General features: G+C 71.1%; 18 protein-coding genes and 1 pseudogene. 17 read left to right on the top strand and 2 right to left on the bottom strand.

Features of this window, described 5'->3' with window-relative positions; translation table 11 throughout:
- Nucleotides 1–18 precede the first annotated feature (18 nt).
- The 9 genes from eccCa to M1M07_RS29385 all read left to right on the top strand — a co-directional run bounded on the left by eccCa (nt 19) and on the right by M1M07_RS29385 (nt 10902).
- Entirely contained in the window at nt 19–4038 is a 4020-nt protein-coding gene (eccCa, locus tag M1M07_RS29425; protein ID WP_248676424.1) for a type VII secretion protein EccCa, read from the top strand.
- The gene (locus tag M1M07_RS33150; RefSeq protein WP_248676423.1) at nt 4035–5495 is read left to right on the top strand and encodes a type VII secretion-associated protein; all 1461 of its coding nucleotides are present in this window, start codon (nt 4035–4037) and stop codon (nt 5493–5495) included. The genes eccCa and M1M07_RS33150 overlap by 4 nt, the downstream gene beginning before the upstream one ends.
- Nucleotides 5496–5645: 150 nt before the next feature.
- Nucleotides 5646–5996, top strand: a complete 351-nt coding sequence (locus tag M1M07_RS29415) for a WXG100 family type VII secretion target (RefSeq protein ID WP_248676422.1) — start codon at nt 5646–5648, stop codon at nt 5994–5996.
- 68 nt (nt 5997–6064) lie between these two features.
- On the top strand, nt 6065–6361 hold the full coding sequence (locus M1M07_RS29410; protein WP_197252552.1) for a WXG100 family type VII secretion target: 297 nt from the start codon (nt 6065–6067) through the stop codon (nt 6359–6361).
- A gap of 262 nt (nt 6362–6623) precedes the next feature.
- Nucleotides 6624–7067 carry a 50S ribosomal protein L13 gene (rplM, locus tag M1M07_RS29405; protein ID WP_197252551.1) on the top strand — a complete coding sequence of 148 codons (444 nt, stop codon included), beginning with the start codon at nt 6624–6626 and terminating at the stop codon, nt 7065–7067.
- A 47-nt stretch (nt 7068–7114) separates the two neighbouring features.
- A complete protein-coding gene (gene rpsI, locus M1M07_RS29400) occupies nt 7115–7558 on the top strand; it encodes a 30S ribosomal protein S9 (RefSeq protein WP_248676425.1) in 444 nt (147 codons plus the stop codon).
- Nucleotides 7559–7728: 170 nt separating this feature from the next.
- Entirely contained in the window at nt 7729–9066 is a 1338-nt protein-coding gene (glmM, locus tag M1M07_RS29395; RefSeq protein ID WP_197252549.1) for a phosphoglucosamine mutase, read from the top strand.
- A 94-nt stretch (nt 9067–9160) separates the two neighbouring features.
- The gene (locus M1M07_RS29390) at nt 9161–9508 is read left to right on the top strand and encodes a hypothetical protein (RefSeq protein WP_197252548.1); all 348 of its coding nucleotides are present in this window, start codon (nt 9161–9163) and stop codon (nt 9506–9508) included.
- Nucleotides 9505–10902: a hypothetical protein gene (locus M1M07_RS29385; RefSeq protein WP_248676421.1), complete on the top strand. Its 1398-nt coding sequence runs from the start codon at nt 9505–9507 to the stop codon at nt 10900–10902. Before M1M07_RS29390 ends, M1M07_RS29385 begins: the two co-directional genes overlap by 4 nt.
- Nucleotides 10903–11053: 151 nt before the next feature.
- Here the strand turns inward: M1M07_RS29385 and M1M07_RS29380 are convergent, their stop codons facing one another.
- Nucleotides 11054–11899 (bottom strand): hypothetical protein, encoded by an 846-nt coding sequence (locus tag M1M07_RS29380; RefSeq protein ID WP_248676420.1) that lies wholly within the window; start codon nt 11897–11899, stop codon nt 11054–11056.
- A gap of 114 nt (nt 11900–12013) precedes the next feature.
- Here M1M07_RS29380 and glmS point away from each other — a divergent pair, with 114 nt between their 5' ends.
- The 8 genes from glmS (at nt 12014) to tsaD (ending at nt 20409) form a co-directional block, all read left to right on the top strand.
- Nucleotides 12014–13879, top strand: coding sequence for a glutamine--fructose-6-phosphate transaminase (isomerizing) (glmS, locus tag M1M07_RS29375; RefSeq protein WP_197250656.1), 1866 nt, complete (start codon nt 12014–12016; stop codon nt 13877–13879).
- A 24-nt stretch (nt 13880–13903) separates the two neighbouring features.
- Entirely contained in the window at nt 13904–15337 is a 1434-nt protein-coding gene (locus M1M07_RS29370) for an NAD(P)H-hydrate dehydratase (RefSeq protein ID WP_248676419.1), read from the top strand.
- 98 nt (nt 15338–15435) lie between these two features.
- Nucleotides 15436–16617, top strand: coding sequence for an alanine racemase (alr, locus tag M1M07_RS29365; RefSeq protein WP_248676418.1), 1182 nt, complete (start codon nt 15436–15438; stop codon nt 16615–16617).
- Nucleotides 16614–17672 (top strand): alpha/beta fold hydrolase, encoded by a 1059-nt coding sequence (locus M1M07_RS29360; protein ID WP_197250654.1) that lies wholly within the window; start codon nt 16614–16616, stop codon nt 17670–17672. The genes alr and M1M07_RS29360 overlap by 4 nt, the downstream gene beginning before the upstream one ends.
- Nucleotides 17673–17691: 19 nt before the next feature.
- Nucleotides 17692–18177, top strand: a complete 486-nt coding sequence (gene tsaE, locus M1M07_RS29355) for a tRNA (adenosine(37)-N6)-threonylcarbamoyltransferase complex ATPase subunit type 1 TsaE (protein WP_248676417.1) — start codon at nt 17692–17694, stop codon at nt 18175–18177.
- A gap of 29 nt (nt 18178–18206) precedes the next feature.
- Entirely contained in the window at nt 18207–18902 is a 696-nt protein-coding gene (gene tsaB / locus M1M07_RS29350; protein ID WP_248676416.1) for a tRNA (adenosine(37)-N6)-threonylcarbamoyltransferase complex dimerization subunit type 1 TsaB, read from the top strand.
- Nucleotides 18899–19378, top strand: coding sequence for a ribosomal protein S18-alanine N-acetyltransferase (gene rimI, locus M1M07_RS29345; protein ID WP_248676415.1), 480 nt, complete (start codon nt 18899–18901; stop codon nt 19376–19378). Before tsaB ends, rimI begins: the two co-directional genes overlap by 4 nt.
- Nucleotides 19375–20409, top strand: coding sequence for a tRNA (adenosine(37)-N6)-threonylcarbamoyltransferase complex transferase subunit TsaD (tsaD, locus tag M1M07_RS29340; protein WP_197250651.1), 1035 nt, complete (start codon nt 19375–19377; stop codon nt 20407–20409). The genes rimI and tsaD overlap by 4 nt, the downstream gene beginning before the upstream one ends.
- 7 nt (nt 20410–20416) lie before the next feature.
- Here the strand turns inward: tsaD and M1M07_RS29335 are convergent.
- Nucleotides 20417–20654 (bottom strand): annotated as a pseudogene (locus M1M07_RS29335) (hypothetical protein); the annotation flags it as partial.

Here is a 20654-nt window from a genome sequence, read left to right as displayed (position 1 = left end):
GTCGGGGGGGAGTTTGCCGTGAGTACGGTGCGGTTCGTGCGCAGGGCCCGTCGGGAGGCACCGCGCATCCCGGGCGGTGAGGTGAGTCTGCAAGCGCCACCGGAGATTCCACGCGCGACCCCGGGTAACCTGCTGATGAAGTTGCTGCCGCTGGTGATGGTCGCCGCGATGATCGGCATGGTCGCGTTGATGTTCACCTCCGGGATGGCCCGCAACCCGATGTCGCTGATCTTCCCCGTCATGATGATGGTGTCGGTGCTCGGGATGCTCGCCGGCGGCGGTCGTGGGGGTGGGGCGCGCAGCGCGGAGGCGAACGAGGATCGCAAGGACTATCTGCGGTACCTCGATCAGTTGCGCCGAGACGTGACCGACACCGGTGACCGGCAGCGCCGGGCACTCGAGTGGTCACACCCGGACCCGGCGCTGGCCTGGACCCTCGCCGGAACGGTGCGCATGTGGGAACGGCGGGTGACGGATGCGGACTACTGCCATGTGCGCGTCGGCCTCGGCGGTCAACGACTCGCGACACGGCTGATCCCGCCCGAGACCGGTCCGGTCGAGGACCTCGAACCGATTGCGGCCGTGTCGTTGCGCCGGTTCGTGCGCACCCATTCGGTGGTGGCCGCGTTGCCGACCGCGGTGTCGTTGCGGGGTTTCCCCGTGGTCGCGATCGACGGTGACCGGGATGCCGCGCGACGGCTCACCCGCGCGATGCTGGTGCAGCTGTGCACCTTTCACGGACCGGATGTGCTGCAGGTCGCGGTGGTGTGCGGTCCCGACACCGCGGCGGAGTGGGAATGGGTGAAATGGCTTCCCCACGCCCAGCATCCGGAGATGCGCGACGGAGCGGGAAGCGCACGGACCGTGTTCGGTTCGATGCTCGAGCTCGAGACGGTCTTCGGACCGCAGCTGGCGATGCGCGGCCGTTTCGCGCGCAACGCCCCCGCGGTGGAGGGCGTGCCGCAGATCGTCGTCGTGGTCGACGGCGGCGTCCACGGGTCCGGTTCCGGTGTCTTCGACGACGGCGGGATCGATTCGGTCGTGGTGCTCGATCTGTGCCGGTTCGTGCCTCGGCTCGCCGCGACCCGGGGACTTCAATTGGTCATCGACGGCAGCGAGTCGGACGGCACGGAATCGGACGGCGGGAATCTGGGTGCTCGGGCGGGCAGCACGGTGGAGACGTTCGCGCGGGCGGACGGACTGAGCGTCGCACAGGCGCAGACCATGGCCCGGCGTCTGGCTCCCTACCGCATCTCCGCGGTGACGGCCGGTGACAACGGAGGTGGCGACGAACGGCCGTCGACCTGGCAGGACCTGCTCGGTCTCGGCGATCCGGCGCAGTTCGACCCCGCCCGGGCCTGGGTGCCGCGGCGGGGCCGGGACCGGCTGCGGGTCCCCATCGGTGTGGGTGTCGACGGCGCCCCGGTCGAACTGGATCTGAAGGAAGCCGCGGAGAACGGCATGGGGCCGCACGGATTGTGCATCGGGGCCACGGGCTCCGGAAAATCGGAGTTTCTGCGAACACTCGTGCTGGGCCTGATCGCGACGCACGCACCCGACGCGTTGAACCTCGTGCTCGTCGACTTCAAGGGCGGCGCCACGTTCCTCGGTCTGGACCGGGCACCGCACGTGGCCGCCGTCATCACCAACCTCGCCGACGAACTGGCGATGGTGGACCGGATGAAGGACGCCCTCGAGGGTGAGATGAATCGCAGGCAGGAATTGCTCCGCGCAGCAGGCAATTTCGCGAACGTGGGGGACTACGAGCGGGCGCGGGCGTCGGGTGCGCCGCTGGCGCCGCTTCCCGCGCTGTTCATCGTCGTCGACGAGTTCTCCGAATTGCTCACCCAGCAACCGGATTTCGCCGATCTGTTCGCCGCCATCGGCCGGCTCGGCCGGTCGCTGCACATGCACCTGCTGCTCGCCAGCCAGCGCCTCGACGAGGGTAGGTTGCGCGGTCTCGACAGTCATCTGTCCTACCGGATCGGACTGAAGACCTTCTCGGCGAACGAATCCCGCAGTGTGCTCGGTGTGCCGGACGCCTACCACCTGCCGTCGTCGCCGGGTGCCGGTTATCTCAAGTGCGATTCCGCGGAGATCGTGCGGTTCGCCGCGGCCTACGTCTCCGGCCCCTACGAACCCGGCCGCGCCGCGCACCGGAACCCGGGCACCCGCGGACCCGGTGCGGCCCGGCCCCGGCTGTTCACGGCGCGGGAGGTGCCCACCGAGCTGCCCCGGCCGATGCCGGTCCCCGACGCGACCGTCCCGGACGCGGTGCCGGACGGCCGCACGGTGCTCGACGTTCTCGTCGACCGGGTCCACGGCCACGGCCTGCCCGCGCACGAGGTGTGGCTGCCGCCGCTCGACGAGTCACCGAGTCTCGACCGGATCGTGCCGCGGTCGCTGCTCACCGGTGAGACGCTGCGGCACGCCACCCTGCGCACCCCGATCGGCATCGTGGACCGGCCCTTCGACCAGCGCCGGGACCCCCTCGTCGTCGACCTGGCGGGCGCGGCGGGCAACGCCGTGGTGGTCGGTGGCCCCCGCTCCGGGAAATCGACGATGCTGCGCACCCTGATCATGTCGATGGCGATGACCCACACCGCCGAACAGGTCCAGTTCTACTGCCTGGACTTCGGTGGCGGCACACTCGCCGGGCTGGCGGGACTGCCGCACGTCGGCTCGGTCGCGGGCAGGCTCGACGCCGACCGGGTGCGCCGCACCGTCGCGGAGATGACCGGCTTGCTGCGGCGCCGCGAACGGATCTTCGCAGAATGGGGGATCGAGTCGATGGCGCAGCTGCGCCGGCTGCGCGGCGACCGGCTCGTGGACACGTCCGCCGACCCATTCGGCGACGTCTTCCTCGTCATCGACGGGTGGCCCAGCATCCGGAACGATTTCGAAGCCCTCGAGCATCCGATCGGCATCCTCGCGGCGCAGGGCCTGTCCTACGGGATCCACGTCGTGGTCTCCGCTCCACGCTGGGGGGATGTGCGGCCCGCGATGCGCGACCACCTCGGTACCCGCCTCGAACTGCGCCTCGGTGATCCGGCGGATTCGGAATTCGGCCGGAAGAAGGCGGAGACCGTCCCGGCGAACCGGCCCGGACGCGGCATCGACCGCGAGGGACTGCACGTGCTCTCGGCGCTGCCCCGCGTCGACGGCGGTTCCGATGCGGACGACCTCGGGGCGGCGGTGGCCGCCGCTGTGGACGCGATCGCGGCGGCGACGCCGGGCCGTCCGGCACCGCCGGTGCGGATGCTGCCGGAACTCGTCGAACACCGGGCGCTGCTCGCCGCACTTCCGGCCGGCACCCCCGCGTCGGCACACACGCCGACGGCGGAGCGGCTGCGGGTCCCGATCGGAATCGACGAGGCGGAGCTCGCGCCGGTGTGGCTCGACTTCGCGGAGAACCCCCACCTGCTGGTGTTCGGGGACTCCGGCTGCGGCAAGACCGCGCTGCTGCGGGGGATCTGCCGGGGCCTCATGGAATCGAACACCGGCGCCCAGGCCCGCATCATCGTCGGCGACTACCGGCGCACCATGCTCGGTGTCGTCGAAGGCGATCATCTCGGGGGCTACGCGCCGTCTGCGGCGGTGCTCGCCGCGATGGCCCGGGACCTGGCCGCGGTGTTCGAGAAGCGGCTGCCCGGTCCGGACACCACCCAGCAGCAGCTGCGGGACCGATCGTGGTGGACGGGGCCGGAGGTCTTCGTCGTCGTCGACGACTACGACATGGTCGCCACCTCGGGCCAGAATCCGCTGGCGCCGCTGGTCGAGTACCTGCCGCACGGGAAGGACATCGGTCTGCACCTCGTGATCGCCCGCCGCTCCGGCGGCGCGGGACGTGCGCTGTTCGAACCGGTGATCGGGCGGCTGCGCGAGCTGTCGTCGGCGGGTCTGATCATGAGCGGAAACCGCGACGAAGGAGCACTTCTCGGCGCGATCCGGCCGAGCCGGATGCCGCCGGGACGGGGCATCATGGTGCAGCGCAGCGGCGAATCGCTCGTCCAGGTCGCGTGGGTCCCCGAACAGTGAGCCAACCCGACACGCTCGGCCTGCTCCTGGCGCCCGGCCGGGTCTTCGCGCGGTGGGCGGACGTCACGCTCGACTGTCCCGCGCTCGCCGCGGACATCGGCGGCGGATTCGTGTTCGCGGAAGCGGCCGCGCGCCGCCCGTCCGAGACCCACCTCGACGTCGTCGCCCGGATCGGGGACCGGCCCGGCACCGAGGACGGCCCCGACCTGACCGGCGCACTGACCGGGCTGGTGCAGTACGCGGCGGCCGCGGTCTCCGCGCCCCCGGACGCGGGCACCGTCACGATGGTATATCCGACTCGATGGAGCGAACGGCGCCGCGAGATCGCCCACACCGCAGCGCGAAACGTCGCCCGCAACGCCGTCCTCACCGCGGCGGCGGTCGCGGCGCGGCAGGCGGTGACCGCGTCGGCGGTGGAACGCTGTGTCGTCGTCGAGGTGGCGGACGGCGAGATCACCGCGTCGCTGCTCGGAGCGGCCCCGGCGTCGGACATGGCGCCGCCCGTCGACCGCACCGCGGTGGACAGCCACCTCGGCGCCACGGATCTGGACACCGCGCACGGTTTCGCGCGCTTCGAGGAACTGATCGGCTCCGTCGCCGGTCCCGTCGATCCGGACGTCCTGATCGTCGCGGGTGTTCCGGGTGAACCGTCCGGCGCAGCGCTGTGCGAGCAGATCCGCGAGCGGCTCGGCCGCGGCATCCGGGTCGTGCCGGTCGCCGCGTCGGAGATGCTCGCCGCTCTCACGGCCCCGCCCGCCGCGACGGTCCCGGTGTCCACCGTCCCGACGACGGCGCAGTGGCTGGCCGATGTGCGCGCGGCGGAACCGCCACCGCGTCCGCCGGTGCGAGGGTGGTGGGTTCTCGCCGCCGTCGTCGCGACCGTCGCTGTGGCCTGTGGGGTGCTCCTCGGGCGCGACGCGGGAACGATCGCTCCACCGGAGATCGACGCGGTCGCGGAGGAGGCCGGGAGTGCGGTACCGACCGCGGCGGTGCCGGCGACGCGCGCGCCGTCGATCCGATTCGAACTGGGTCCGGTGCGCATCGAGTTACCCGAGCAGTGGCGGCTCCGGGACATCGGCGACACCGGCGACACTGGCGGTGCACGCACCGGCGGCGGACGCAGCGAACTCGTTCCCGGCGGCGGCGAGGACCGGCGGATCGTGGTGGTGCACAGCCGACTCCGGGACGGCATGGACGAGGCCGCGGTCGCTGCCGTGCTCGAACGCCGGGCTGCCGAACGCGGCGGGATCATCCGTGACCTCGACACCGACACCACCTTCGGGGACCGGTCGGTCATCGCCTACACCGAAGTGCCCGAAGAGTTCTCGACGGTGCGCTGGTTCGTGGTCGTCGACCGTGGATGGCAGGTCGCGGTGGGCTGCCAGTTCCTGGTGGGGGAGTGGGCCGGGATCGGCAAGGAATGCGAGCAGGCCGTCCACACACTCGCGGTCGAGTAGCGCCGGAACATCCGGCCCGACGAGTTTTCGGTTCGAGGGGAACCGATCGGACACGGGTGACGTCCAACCAGGTGTAGGGCGCAATCCGGCCCGGACCGCAGGGGGAACCGGGTCCGGTCGCGGCGCGGAGAACGAGGAGGGGAAACGGAAATGTCCGATGTGCAGGACGGTGGGACGGGCGGTCAGCAGGTTGTCGCCGATGTCGCGGAGATGCTGGGCGCGGCGCAGCAGATCGACAACTCGCGCGAGGTCCTCGGCGACATTCTCGCCCAGCTCAAGACGATCGTCGGGCGGTCCGGCGACGTGTGGGGCGGCGACTCGCAGGAGATGTTCGGGATCGTGATGGCGGACTGGGACAAGGCTTCCCGGAACATGAACGATGCGCTCGAGGAGATCGCCGCCGGTATCCGGACCAACGGGCACTCGTACGAGCAGGCGGTCGAGGAGCAGGCACGCGCGATCGCCGACGTCGGCAGCACCCTCAAGGGCAGCTACACCTGATCGCCACCGCGCGCAGAGTTCGGATCGACAGGGCAGTTCGGATCAACTGAGGCAGGGAGAACAGGACCGTGGTCAAACAGATCAGGCAGGAATTCGCGGGTGTCCATCAGGTGTACAAGGACCTCACCGCGCTGCAGGGCGCGATGAACGACGAGCTCGACACCGTCGGAACGACGGCCGAGCGGTTCGTGCAGACCTGGGACGGCACCGCCCAGGAGGAGTACTACAAGTCGCAGACCAAGTGGAACACCGCTGCCTTCGAGCTGAACTTCATCCTCGGGCAGATCGGCGCGTCGGTCGCGACCGGCAACCGGAACATGGTCGATCTCGAAGACGGGCTCACCCGCCAGTGGGGTTCGAGGTGATGCCGCTGGCCGTGTGACACATCCGTGTGGGCCGCGGCGTCCCGGTGGTGGAGAGGCTGCCGGGGCGTCGCGGTTCCGTGCGCTTGCCCGACGGCCGGTTTTGACCGCCGTGTGGCCGGACCGGTATCGTGTCCGTTTGGCGTGTCGTGCGCTGCCGTGGCCTCGTGCCCGGTGGACGTCGCTTCTCGGGTCTCAACTGGCCGCCGAGGGTGATCATCGGCGATGCGCGGGCCAGCAGCGAAACGATAGACGAGGAAGATCTGTGTCTACGTACACACCGAAGGCCGGCGACGTGACCCGCCAGTGGCACGTCATCGACGCCACTGACGTGGTGCTCGGCCGCCTCGCGGTGCAGGCGGCGAACCTGCTCCGCGGCAAGCACAAGCCCACTTTTGCTCCGCATGTCGACGGCGGTGACTTCGTCGTCATCATCAACGCCGACAAGGTTGCCATCTCCGGCAACAAGCGGACCGACAAGTTCCTCTACCACCACTCGGGCCACCCGGGTGGTCTCCGTGCGCGTTCGGTGGGCGAGGTTCTCGACAAGAACCCCGACCGCCTCGTGGAGAAGGCCGTCACCGGCATGCTCCCGAAGAACAAGCTCGGCCGCGCCATCGCGAAGAAGCTGAAGGTCTACGCGGGCCCGAACCACCCGCACGCCGCGCAGCAGCCGGTTCCGTTCGAGATCAAGCAGGTGGCCCAGTGACTGAGCAGAACGTGAACGAAGAGTACGGCGACGACTCGGTCGAGAACGTGGTCGAGGAGTACGCGGTCGACGAGGTCGCCGCTGCGCCCGCCCCGATCGTGCTCGACCGTCCGGTCCAGACCGTCGGCCGCCGCAAGGAGGCCGTCGTCCGCGTCCGCCTCGTGCCCGGCTCCGGCAACTTCGTGCTCAACGGCCGCACCATCGAGGACTACTTCCCGAACAAGGTGCACCAGCAGCTCGTGAAGTCCCCGCTGGTCACCGTCGAGCGCACCGAGTCGTTCGACATCCACGCTCGCCTCACCGGCGGCGGCCCGTCCGGCCAGGCCGGCGCGCTGCGTCTCGCCATCGCGCGTGCGCTGATCGAGGTCTCGCCCGAGGATCGTCCGGCTCTCAAGCGCGCCGGCTTCCTCACGCGTGACGCCCGCGCCACCGAGCGCAAGAAGTACGGCCTGAAGAAGGCCCGCAAGGCACCTCAGTACTCCAAGCGCTGATGTGTTGCCGACGCTGACCCCGTGGTCGGCCTCGGCACCTGTTCGACCACGAGAGCAGGCGCCGGTAGAGAACTACTACCGGACGCCTGCTCTTGTGCATTCCCGCCCTGTTCGCTCGGGCGGTTCTCCCCGGCGGGGGCTCGCCGGATCTACGACACGAGAGGTTGTCCATGGGGCGGTTGTTCGGTACCGACGGTGTTCGCGGTCTTGCGAACGCGAAGTTGACGGTGGAACTCGCCGTCCGGATCGCAGGTGCCGCGGCCGCGGTGCTCGCGGCCGGTACCGACGGGCGCAGACCGGTCGCGGTCGTGGGCCGGGACCCCCGCGCGAGCGGCGAGATGCTGGACGCGGCCGTGACCGCGGGCCTGACCGCCGCCGGTGTCGACGTGCTGTCGGTCGGGGTGCTGCCGACCCCCGCGGTCGCCTACCTGACCGACGCCTACACCGCCGACCTCGGGGTGATGATCTCCGCGTCGCACAATCCCATGCCGGACAACGGCATCAAGATCTTCGCGGCCGGTGGCCACAAACTCGAAGACGCCGTCGAGGACCGTATCGAGGCGCTGCTGCACGGCGAGCAGACGCCCGAGCGGCCCACCGGTGCCGGCATCGGACGGGTCCGCGTCGCCACCGACGCGACCGCCCGCTACCTCGAACATCTGGCCGGCGCGACCACGGCCCCGCTCGCGGGCCTGAAGGTCGTCGTCGACTGCGCCCACGGCGCGGCCTCCCGGGTCGCTCCTGCCGCCTACGCCGCCGCCGGTGCGACGGTCATCGCGATAGGTGCGGAACCGGACGGCCTCAACATCAACGACAACTGCGGATCCACGCACCTCGACGCGTTGCAGAAGGCCGTCGTCGAGCACGGCGCCGACCTCGGGCTCGCGCACGACGGGGACGCCGACCGCTGCCTGGCCGTCGACGCCGCCGGGTCGATCGTCGACGGTGACGCGATCATGGCGATCCTCGCGCTGGCGATGCGCGCCAGCGGGGAACTGCACGAGAACACACTGGTCGCGACGGTGATGAGCAACCTCGGTCTGCACCTGGCGATGCGGGAGGCCGGTATCACGGTCGTGACCGCCGGGGTCGGTGACCGTTATGTCCTCGAGGAACTGCGGCGGGGCTCGTTCAGCCTCGGCGGCGAACAGTCCGGCCACATCGTCTTCCCGTCCCACGGCACGACCGGTGACGGGGTGCTGACCGGTCTGCGATTGATGGAGCGCATGGCGATCACGGGCTCGACGCTCGCCGACCTCGCGTCGGTGATGCGGACCCTGCCCCAGGTACTGATCAATGTGCCCGTCTCCGACAAGACGGCGGTCGCGGGCCACCCCGCCGTCGTCGAGGCTGTTGCCGCAGCCGAGCACGAACTCGGCGACACCGGCCGGGTGCTGCTGCGTCCGTCGGGTACCGAACAGCTCGTGCGCGTCATGGTCGAGGCGGCCGACGACACCGTGGCGCGGGTCCTCGCCGATCGTCTGGCCGACGCGGTCGCCGCAGTCTGAGTCGTTCCATCCCGAGCGGAACCGACGATCCCGCGCCTGCGTCCAATCCCTACGACGGCCCTGCCACGGTGGCGGTGCCGCGGGGGAGGTGCGCGTGGGGCACGGGAGAACGAACGCCGACGGCGTGCGAGTGGACGTGTCGGAGGTACGTGCGATCGCGGCTGGTCTCGGTCGCGCGGTGGCCGGCACCGAGCGGCAGTGGCAGCGTGCGCTGGGGGGACTCTGCTTCGATGCGGGTGCCGCGGGCCCGGGTTATCGCGGTCGCGGGGATGCGGTGGACGCGGGCTACCGTCGGCTGCGCCGGGTGCTCGAGGCGTGGTCCGACGAAGCGACCGGCGTCGCCGACCTCCTGGGTCGTACCGCCGACGGCTACGGGTACGAGCTGGATCGGCAGGTGACTGCGCTCGCCGAAATCGACGCCGACGTGCGAGGCCCGCGGTGAGCGGTCCCACCGGTATCGACGACCTGCTCGACGCCGGTGCCGTCGGTCTCCGGTTCTTCGCCGAGTTCCTGCCGCGCGCACATCGGATCGGTGCGGCGTCGACCGTCACGATGTCCGATCTGACGGACCGATACGAGGCGCAACGCGGACTCGACGTCGCGCGGCTCGCGTCCGACGCCGACGCCGTGCGCACGGTGTGGTCGGTACTCGGCACGGGCGTCGACGAGCAACGCGATCGGCTCGCGTCGGTGCCGGCGGTGTGGGAGGGCGGCGCGTCGTGCTCCGCGTCCGACCCGCTCGCCGCCCACCTCGAACGGTCACGACGGCTGCACGACACGGTCGGCGCCCTCGCGGACACGCTGGTCGCGGCGGCGAGCGCGATCGGCGTGATCGTCGACGAAAAATCGAGGGCTGCAGCGACATTCGCCGACCCGGTGATCGGTGGTCTGGGTCCGGCGGACGTCGACGCGGTACTCGCAGGGGCATCGGGTGCGGCCACCGGCCCCACCGGCGAACAGCTCGCCCGCTGGTCCACCGGCCTCGCCGAAGGGGATTCCGCGGCGGTCGCGCAGTGGTGCAGCCGATGGTTGAACGAGGTGTTCGTCCCGGGAGTCGAGACCGCGGCCGCCGTGTTCGCCTGCCTGTGCGACGACGCCGACCGCGCGATCGGTGCGGTGTTCGACGAACTGGCCCGTGCGTTCGATGCTCTCGACGAGCATCGGTTCCCCGGAGTCGGCACGGACCTGTCGTCGGCCGGCCGCAGCGCCTCCGAAGCCCGCGACGCCCGCGAGACCCGCGACATCGTGCCTGCCTGGGGATCGCCCGGCGCTACACCGGCCGACATGCTGCGGGCCGGGGTGTCGCTGGTCGAATCGGGTCTCGAACTGGCCACGGCGGTCGGGGAGTGGACCGGGGCCGTCGTGGAGCTTGCGACGGCTGTCGTCGAGGCAGTGACAGAGAGGGCCGAGGCAGCGACCGACAGGGTCGAGGCAGCGGCGGCCGAAGTCCCGGACCGCGCGGCGGTCGTGCCCGACCCGGCACCCGAACCGCAATCGGCAACGATTCCGCCGACGGACCCCGCCCCGCCCGCCGAGGTGGTACCGCCGACGGAACAGGCGACACCATCAGCGGACCCCGCCACGCCCGCGGACGTCCTGCGCGCGGTCCCGGCCGCAGAAGAACCACCGGCGGCGACCACCGTCCCCGGACCCGGGGTGCCGGGTCAGGCCGTGGAGCGAGGGCGCAGCGGCCGCAGCGCACCGGGTCGGGCCGGTGTCGTGGCCAGGGACGATCGTGAGGCTGCCGATCGTGAGGCTGCCGATCGCGGTCCCGCGGAATCCGCCGAGCCGGTGCCGGACGGCGGCGTGATCCTTCCCGAGGCGGGTCCGCTGTGAACGCGGAGATCGAGCGGATCGTCGCCGCGTACCGCCGAGCGACCGGTCGTCGGCTCGGCGACCTCGAGGAGGTCTGCAGACCACGGCAGCTGCCGGCGCAACCGCCTCGGTCCCGAGAGGTGGAGCCGGAGCCGGAGAGGGACGAGCCGTACTACCGGCCCAAGAGCTGGCTGATCTGAGTCACCGGATCGGATTCGATCAGCGACGGATCCGCGATCACTTCGGACCCCGGAATCTCCGCTTCCGGATCCGAGAAGCACGCGTAGGTCTTGTCGCCGGTCAGGCGGTGCAGCAGGAAACCGGTGAGCAGCGCGCGGGTGCGTTGCTGCGTGCGGCGCTCGCCTCCGCCGAGCCCGAGGAACGACAGCAGTTTGCGGCCCTCGACGAGGCCCTCGTCGGAGGCCTTGTGCACCGACCGCAACAGCACCTCGCCGCCCCATGCCTTCGCGACCGCGACCGCGTCGCTGTTCATCGATCCGAGGCTCTTCGCGCCGACGAGGACCAGACCGGGTGCATCGACCCGGGTCGCGACCGCCGCGGCGGACGGGGCGGTCGGGGCCGGGAACAGTGCCGCCACCGCCGCCACGTCACGACGGGACGCGGCCAGCACCGCCGCGCCCGCGCCCAGTCCGTGGCCCGCCAGGGCGACCCGGTCGGGGTGCACGCTGATCCGGCCCGTGCCCAGCCGGACGCTCGTGCAGATGTCGAGCACGGTGATGAGATCGGTGGACAGACCCAGCGCCGACGGAACCGGACCGCGCTCGGTGTTCGGTGCCGCGGCGACGATGCCCCACGAGGCGAGATGTTCGAGCAGGCCCGAGTAGCTCGCCGTCCCGCTCAGCCAGCCGTGACCGAACGCCACCGCGGGCAGTCCGAATCCTTCGGCGGGGGTGTATACGACGCCTGGCTGACCCGCCAGCGCCAGGTCGCCACGCAGGACCGAATGGGGTCCGCGCCGGGAAAGCTGCTGAGCCAAGGATTTCGGGTTCGCCGCCACGGCGTGAACGTTAGCCGATCACCCGCCGACCCGGTACGGCACCGGCCGTGACCCGGGCCATTGCGTTCCCGACGAGTTGTCGGCGCCGGGTCGTCGACCAGTACCCTGCTAACCATGTGCGGAATCGTGGGTTATGTCGGGCACCGCAATGCTCTCGACGTCGTGGTGGAGGCACTGCGGCGTATGGAATACCGAGGTTACGACTCGGCGGGCATCGCAATCCTGGACGGTCGCGGCGGATTGGCCGTCGAACGGAAGGCCGGGCGGCTGGCGAACCTCGAGGCCGAGCTCGACGAGGTCGGCCGGGACCGCTTCGCGGGCACGGCCGGCATGGGCCACACCCGCTGGGCGACCCACGGACGCCCCACCGACCGCAACGCGCACCCGCACCGCGACAAGACCGGCTGCGTCGCGGTCGTCCACAACGGCATCATCGAGAACTTCGCGCCGCTGCGCGCCGAACTCGAGCACGCGGGCGTCGAACTGGCGTCCGACACCGACACCGAGGTCGCCGTGCACCTGGTGGCCCGCGCCTACGCCGAGGGGCCCACCGCCGGGGACTTCGTCGAAAGCGCCCGCAGCGTGCTGCGCCGGCTCGAGGGCGCCTTCACGCTCGTGTTCGCGCACGCCGATCAGCCCGGCACGATCGTCGCGGCCCGGCGATCCACGCCGCTGGTCGTCGGTGTCGGCGACGGCGAGATGTTCATCGCCTCCGACGTCGCGGCGTTCATCGAGTTCACCCGCGACGCCGTCGAGCTGGGCCAGGACCAGGTCGTCGTCATCACCAAGGACTCCTACGTGGTGACCGATTTCGACGGCAACACCGACGTGCCGACGCAGCCGTTCACGATCGACTGGGATCTCGCCGCCGCCGAGAAGGGCGGTCACGACTACTTCATGCTCAAGGAGATCGAGGAGCAGCCCGAAGCGGTCGCGGACACGCTGCGCGGGCACTTCGTCGACGGTCGCATCGTGCTCGACGAGCAGCGGCTGTCCGATCAGGAACTGCGTGAGATCGACAAGGTGTTCGTCGTCGCGTGCGGCAGTTCCTACCATTCCGGTCTCGTCGCCAAGTACGCCATCGAGCACTGGACCCGCCTGCCCGTCGAGGTGGAGCTGGCGTCCGAGTTCCGCTACCGCGACCCTGTGCTCGACCGATCGACGCTGGTCGTGGCGATCTCCCAATCCGGTGAGACCGCCGACACCCTCGAGGCCGTCCGGCACGCGAAGGAGCAGAAGGCGCGGGTGCTCGCGGTGTGCAACACCAACGGCGCGCAGATCCCGCGGGAGGCCGACGCCGTGCTCTACACCCGCACCGGCCCGGAGATCGGCGTCGCGTCGACGAAGGCGTTTCTCGCGCAGATGGCGGCGAACCTGCTCGTCGGCCTGGCGCTGGCGCAGGCCCGCGGCACCAAGTACCCGGACGAGGTGGCCCGCGAGTACGAGGATCTCGCGGCGATGCCTCCGCGCATCGCGCAGCTCCTCACCACGATGGAACCGGTGCGCGAGCTCGCCCGGGAACTGTCGGCGTCTCCGGCGGTGCTGTTCCTGGGCCGTCACGTCGGCTATCCCGTCGCGCTCGAAGGTGCCCTCAAGCTCAAGGAACTCGCGTACATGCACGCGGAGGGCTTCGCGGCCGGTGAGCTCAAGCACGGCCCCATCGCGCTCATCGAGGACGGCCTGCCCGTCATCGTGGTGATGCCGTCCCCGAAGGGGCGGGCCGTGCTGCACAGCAAGCTGCTCAGCAACATCCGGGAGATCCAGGCGCGCGGTGCCCGCACCGTCGTCATCGCCGAGGAGGGCGACGAAACCGTGCGCCCGTTCGCCGACCATCTCATCGAGATCCCGTCGTCGCCGTCGCTGCTGCAGCCGCTGCTGTCGACGGTTCCGTTGCAGGTCTTCGCCGCCGAGGTCGCGCAGGCACGCGGTTACGACGTGGACAAGCCCCGCAACCTGGCCAAGTCCGTGACGGTCGAATAGACCTGCGCTCCGATCGGAGGGGTGATGCGCAGCTACCACCCGTGCGACCGGGTCCGGGCCGCGGAGGCCCCGCTGCTCGCGTCGCTGCCCGAGGGCACGCTCATGCGACGGGCCGCACACGGTCTCGCTCGCGTCGTCGCCGCGGAACTGCGGTCGCGCACCGGCGGGATCGCCGGGCGGCGCGTGGTCCTGCTCGTCGGGTCCGGCGACAACGGTGGTGACGCGCTGTGGGCGGGAACGTTCCTGCGCCGCCGCGGCGTCGCGGTGACCGCGCTGCTGCTCGACCCCGACCGGGCCCACCCCGGCGGACTGTCCGCGTTGCGGGCCGCCGGGGGACGCGTGGCCGCGGCGGTCCCGGAAGCTCTCGGCGACCCCGATCTGGTGCTCGACGGCATCGTCGGGATCTCCGGTCGCGGTCCGCTGCGTCCGGCGGCCGCGGTGCTGGTCGACGCGATCACCGCCCCGATCGTCGCCGTCGACACCCCCAGCGGTGTCGACCCGGACACCGGCGCCGTCGACGGCCCGGCCGTCACCGCCGCGGTCACCGTCGCGTTCGGTGCCCTCAAACCCGTGCACTCGCTCGCCGCGGCGCGGTGCGGCCGCGTCGAATTCGTCGACATCGGCCTGGACCTGCCGGTGTCGGACCTGGTCGCCGCCGAACCCTCCGAGATCGGCGCGATCTGGCCGGTGCCGGGGCCCGACGACGACAAGTACAGCCAGGGTGTCGTCGGCATCGTCGCAGGCAGCGCCACCTATCCGGGTGCCGGTGTGCTGTGCACCGGCGCCGCGGTCGCGGCGACCTCCGGCATGGTCCGGTACGCCGGGACCGCAGCGGATGCGGTCCTCGCCCGGTATCCCGAGGTCGTGGCGGCACCGTCGTTCGCCGCGGCCGGACGCGCGCAGGCCTGGGTCGTCGGTCCGGGCGCCGGCACCGACGAGACGGCCGCGCGCACCCTGCGGGACGTGCTGGCCACCGACCTGCCCGTGCTCGTCGACGCGGACGGACTGACACTGATCGCGCGGGACCCCTCCGTGGTGCGCGACCGCCCGGCTCCGACCCTGCTGACCCCGCACGCGGGGGAGTTCGCCCGGCTGACCGGGTCGAGGCCGGAACCGGACCGGGTCGCCGCTGTGCGAGCGCTCGCCGCGGACTGGCAGGTCCACGTGCTCCTCAAGGGCCGGGCCACGCTGATCGCCCGTCCGGACGGGCACGTGTTCGTCAACGACGCGGGTGGTTCGTGGGCGTCCACCGCGGGCGCAGGCGACGTGCTGTCCGGTCTGATCGGGGCACTCATGTCGGCGGGTATGGCACCGGATCTCGCCGCTGCGGCCGGTGCCCGGGCGCACTCGCTCGCCGCGAACCTCGCCGCCCGTGACGGAGTGGGCGCCGCCCCGGTGTCCGCGAGCGCGATCCTGTCGCAGGTCAGGGCCGCGGTGCGCACGCTGCGCCGGTATTGACGCCGGACCGGCGTGGTGGTCATATATGTCCGAATTGTGATCGGAACGCCACCACCAGCGCGCGGCGCGCGAATCGGGCAGTGGCAGGATCGAAGATCATGACCACCGCAGCACGCACCCAGGAACAGCACCGACACGCCCAGCCCCAGGCCGAGGCGGTGATCGACCTGGATGCGGTCGCGGACAACGTTCGCCTGCTGCGCGAATACGCGGGGGACGCCGCGGTGATGGCCGTGGTCAAGGCCGACGCCTACAACCACGGCGCCGTGCAGGTCGGGAAGGCGGCGCTCGCCGCCGGCGCGCGGGAACTCGGTGTCACGACCCTCGCCGAAGCTCTGGAGCTGCGCGCGGCGGGCATCGACGCGCCCATCCTGGCGTGGCTGCACACCGTCGACGCCGATTTCGCGCCCGCGATCGCCGCCGGCGTCGAGATCGGTGTGTCCTCGCCCCGTCATCTCGCCTCCGTCGCCGCCGCCGCCCGCGAGACCGGCATCACCGCGACGGTCACCGTCAAGATCGACACCGGACTCAACCGTGGTGGCGTCGCCCGCGACGAATGGCAGGACTTCCTGCGCGACCTCGGTCGCGTGCAGGCGGAAGGCGCGGTGCGGTTCCGGGGTGCGTTCTCCCATCTCGCACACGCCGACGAGCTCAACCACCCGGAGATCGACGCGCAGCGGGACCGGCTGATCGAGGCCGTCGCCGATCTGCGTCGGCAGGGCACCGCCCCGGAAGTGGTGCACCTGTCGAACTCCGCCGCCGCCGTCACCCGCCCCGACCTGCGATTCGACATGATCCGGCCCGGAATCGCGATGTACGGGTTGTCTCCGATTCCCGAGGTCGGTGACTACGGGTTCCGGCCCGTGATGACGCTGCGGACGAGGGTGGCGCTCGTGAAGAAGGTGACAGCAGGATCCGGGGTGTCCTACGGGCATCACTGGATCGCGCCGGTGGACACCACCGTGGCGGTGTTGCCCATGGGCTACGCGGACGGAATCCGGAGGAATCTCAGCGGCCGCTTCGAGGTGTTCCTCGGTGGCCGGCTCCGGCCCCAGGTCGGCCGCGTGTGCATGGACCAGATCGTGGTGGACCTGGGCTCGGACGGCGGTGGAGTAAGCGAAGGCGATCATGCGTTGTTCTTCGGTGACGGACGCCACGGAGAGCCCAACGCCCAGGACTGGGCGGACCTGCTGGACACGATCAACTACGAGGTCGTGACCGGCGTCGGCGGACGCACCGTACGGACCTACATCGGTGGTGAAGGAGGCGGGTCGGAATGAGCATGATGGGCAGGATGGGGCTTTTCGCCGCGAGTCTGGCCACCCTCGCCTCCGCGGCCGGCCTGTACGCGGTGCGATCCGCGGGCATGCCCGCCCCCGAGATCTACGCCGACGAGGACTTCGACGCGATGCTGGCCGCGCCCAAGCGCATCGTCACCACCGAGGACGGGGTCGAACTCGCCGTGCGCGAATTCGGATCCCCGCGTGCCCCGCTGACCGTCGTGTTCGTCCACGGATACTGCCTTCGCATGCAGTCCTGGCACCTGCAGCAGCGTTACCTCACCGAACGGTGGGGCCGCGACGTCCGGATGGTGTTCTACGACCAGCGCGGGCACGGCGAATCCGGTGCCGCCGGAGCGAAGTCCTGCACCATCGCGCAACTCGGTCGCGACCTCGGCCGCGTCATCGACGAGACCACCCCGGGCGGGCCCGTCGTGGTCGTCGGGCATTCGATGGGTGGCATGACCGCCATCGCGCTCGCCGCGCAGCGCCCCGACCTGTTCGACTCCCGGATCGTGGGTGTCGGTCTGCTCTCGACCACCGCGGCCGGCCTGAGCAAGACCGGGCTGGGCCGCAACCTGGAGAACCCGGTGATCGACGGGTTCCGTTATACCGCCCGCACCGCCCCCGGGTTCGTGCAGTACGCCCGCGGCACCGCGAAGGCGATCGTCTCGCCGATCCTGCGGGCCGCTTCGTACGGCACGGTCGTGAGCCCGCGGCTGGTGGAATTCTCCGACCGCATGCTCAACGAGACGTCGGTGCTGACCATCGTCAACTTCCTCCGCACCCTGGAACTGCACGACGAATCAGCCGCCCTGCCGACCGTCGGGAGGGTGCCGGTCCTGGTGCTGTGCGGTGATGCCGACATGGTGATCCCGTTCTCCGGCTCCGAGGAACTCGCCGCGAGTCTGCCGGACTGCGAGCTCAAGCGGGTGCGGGGCGCAGGGCACCTCGTCCAGCTCGAGTTCCCGGAGGTCGTGTGCAAGGCCTTGGACCGGCTCGTGCAGCGGGCCTTCGCATACGACGCGCGCAACCGGCGGGCCGTCGGTGTCTGAACACGTGAAGGATGATGCTGTGTCCGACCACGCCGTGTCCGATCACGCCGGCGAGCAGTACGCCGAGCTGCCGACCGTCGAGGACACCGAAGCGCTGGGCCGCCGGCTCGCCGCGGACCTGCAGGCGGGCGACCTGGTGGTGCTCGACGGACCCCTCGGCGCCGGAAAGACTGCGCTGACCAGGGGTATCGCCGCAGGTCTCGGGGTGCAGGGGCGGGTCACCTCCCCGACATTCGTGATCGCCCGCGAGCACCGGCCGGGGGAGCGCCCCGGCGGGAAACCGGTAGGGCTCGTGCACGTGGACGCCTACCGGCTCGGCGACGGCCCGGACGCCCTGGACGAACTCGACGCCCTCGATCTCGACACCGACCTGACCGCCGCGGTCGTCGTCGTCGAATGGGGCGAGGGACTCGTGGAGAAGCTGACCGACCGGCATCTGCGGGTGCGGTTGCGTCGCGACCCCGAGTCCGATGTGCGCCGTGCCACCTGGGGCTGGGTCGGATAACGTCGTTACCGGCGGTACCCTGGGTAATCGTGCTCGTTCTCGCCGTCGATACCGCCACCCCCGCCGTGACCTCGGGGCTGGTCCGCCTCGGCGACGGCACGCCGCAGAATCTCGAGACCCTGTCGGTGCGGGTCTCCGACAATCCGCGGGGGCACGCCGAGATCCTCACGCCCCAGATCCTCGAATGCCTCGCCGAAGCGGGATGCGAATCGGCGGACCTCGACGCTGTCGTCGTCGGTGTGGGCCCCGGACCGTTCACGGGACTGCGTGTCGGGATGGCGACCGCCGCCGCGTTCGGTGATGCGCTGGGTATTCCGGTGTACGGAGTGTGCACCCTCGATGCGCTTGCCGCGGACGTGTTCGCGGCCGATGTCACCGCCGCGGACGTGTTCGCGGCCGATGAGAACGGCGCCGATCTGCTCGTCATCACCGACGCCCGCCGCCGCGAGGTGTACTGGGCGCGGTACGCGGGCGGTCGCCGGGTGGAGGGCCCCGAGGTGCGCAAACCCGCCGAGGTGACCGCCGCGCCGTCGCAGCGGGTCGCGGGATCACCCGCCCACACCCCGCTGTTCGACCTGCCCGCCGTGCCGGTCCACACGCCGTCGCCGGCGGGGCTGGTCGCGGTCGCCGCGCCCGAGCTGCTCGCTGCGACCGCGCCGCAGCCGTTGGTGCCGCTGTACCTGCGTCGGCCGGACGCGGTGGAGACGGCGGCCCGGAAGAAATGACCGTGTCCATCGATGCGCTGCGCCCGGACGACGTCGAGCGTTGCGCGGAACTCGAACAGGTCCTGTTCCCCGGGGACGACCCGTGGAGTGCCGACGCATTCCGGTCGGAACTGGCGTCCCCGCACAACCACTACGTGGCCGCCCGCGACGACGACGGTCGCCTGATCGGTTACGCCGGTCTGGCCCGGCTCGGTACCGGTGTGCACCCCGAATCGGAGGTGCACACGATCGGTGTCGACCCGGACCTGCGGCAACGCGGCATCGGGGGCGCGTTGCTCGACGAGTTGCTGCGTGTCGCCGACGCCTGGGGCGGCCCGGTGTTCCTCGAGGTGCGGACCGACAACGACGCGGCGATCGCGTTGTACCGGCGTGAGGGCTTCGAGATCGTGGGCACCAGGAAGCGTTATTACCAGCCGAGCGGCGCCGACGCGTACACCATGTGTCGGCCGGACCGGCGAGAGGAGCGAAAGCCGTGATCGTGATGGGCATCGAGAGCTCGTGCGACGAGACGGGTGTCGGGATCGTCCGGTGGGTCGGCGACGGCACGCTCGAACTGCTCGCCGACGAGGTGGCTTCGAGCGTCGACGAGCACGCCCGCTTCGGCGGCGTGGTGCCGGAGATCGCGTCCCGCGCGCATCTCGAGGCGATCGTCCCGACGATGCGCCGGGCGCTGGCGGCCGCCGGTATCGGCAAGCCAGATGCCGTGTGTGTCACCATCGGCCCGGGCCTGGCCGGCGCGCTGCTCGTGGGGGTCGCCGCCGCGAAGGCGTACGCCGCGGCCTGGAACGTGCCGTTCTACGCGATCAACCACCTGGCCGGGCACGTCGCCGTGGACACGATCGAGAACGGTCCGATGCCGCCGTGCATCGCGCTGCTGGTTTCGGGCGGGCATACCCACCTGCTGCATGTCGAGGACCTCGGCAAGCCGATCGTCGAGCTCGGCACCACCGTCGACGACGCGGCCGGTGAAGCGTTCGACAAGGTGGCACGACTGCTGGACCTCGGATATCCCGGTGGCCCCGTGCTGGACAAGCTGGCCCAGCAGGGCGATCCGACCGCTGTGGTCTTTCCGCGCGGCATGACCGGGCCGCGCGATGCGCGCCACGACTTCTCGTTCTCCGGTTTGAAGACCGCGGTCGCGCGGCATGTCGAAGCGCTGGAACGCGCCGGGCAGCCGGTTCCCGTCGCCGATGTCGCGGCCGGATTCCAGGAGGCGGTCGCCGACGTGCTCACCATGAAGGCGGTGCGCGCGGCTCAGGATGTCGGTGTCGACACGCTCGTGCTCGGTGGCGGCGCGACCGCGAATTCGCGGTTGCGTGCGCTCGCGCGGGAACGGTGCGAGGCCGCGGGGATCACGCTGCGGGTGCCGCGGCCGCGGTTGTGCACCGACAACGGTGTGATGATCGCGGCGCTCGGTGCGCACCTCATCGCCGGGGGCGCGCAGCCGTCGCTGCTGACCGCCGCCACCGATCCCGGCCTGCCGGTGTCCGTGAGCCAGGTGGTCTGAACCGGTCTCATCCGCCGTCGGTGGATCCGGCCGGCGGTAGTGCCGGTGCTTCCGGTGCCGGTGCTTCCGGTGTTGCGGGCATGAGTGTCGGAGCACCCGCGTCCGGCCCGATCGGAGTCCGACCCGGCTGAGACGTCCCCGGCGCACCGGGTTCCGTCGTGACCGGCTCCTCCGGGTTCGGTTGCGGCGTCGTCGATCCGGCGTCGGGCACCGTCGTCGGCGGCAGCGGGGTCGTGGTCACCGGC

Origin of the sequence: Rhodococcus sp. HM1 (assembly GCF_023218075.1) — a bacterium.
Classification (GTDB): domain Bacteria; phylum Actinomycetota; class Actinomycetes; order Mycobacteriales; family Mycobacteriaceae; genus Rhodococcus.
The sequence above is the reverse complement of the archived record's forward strand: the minus strand, read 5'-3'. Positions and strand labels throughout refer to the sequence as shown.

Bases quoted from the DNA above. Each gene is read 5' to 3' on its own strand.
- M1M07_RS29415 (WP_248676422.1), top strand. From the start codon at position 5,646: ATGTCCGATGTGCAGGACGGTGGGACGGGCGGTCAGCAGGTTGTCGCC.
- glmM (WP_197252549.1), top strand. From the start codon at position 7,729: ATGGGGCGGTTGTTCGGTACCGACGGTGTTCGCGGTCTTGCGAACGCG.
- glmS (WP_197250656.1), top strand. From the start codon at position 12,014: ATGTGCGGAATCGTGGGTTATGTCGGGCACCGCAATGCTCTCGACGTC.
- M1M07_RS29370 (WP_248676419.1), top strand. From the start codon at position 13,904: ATGCGCAGCTACCACCCGTGCGACCGGGTCCGGGCCGCGGAGGCCCCG.
- alr (WP_248676418.1), top strand. From the start codon at position 15,436: ATGACCACCGCAGCACGCACCCAGGAACAGCACCGACACGCCCAGCCC.
- M1M07_RS29360 (WP_197250654.1), top strand. From the start codon at position 16,614: ATGAGCATGATGGGCAGGATGGGGCTTTTCGCCGCGAGTCTGGCCACC.
- rimI (WP_248676415.1), top strand. From the start codon at position 18,899: ATGACCGTGTCCATCGATGCGCTGCGCCCGGACGACGTCGAGCGTTGC.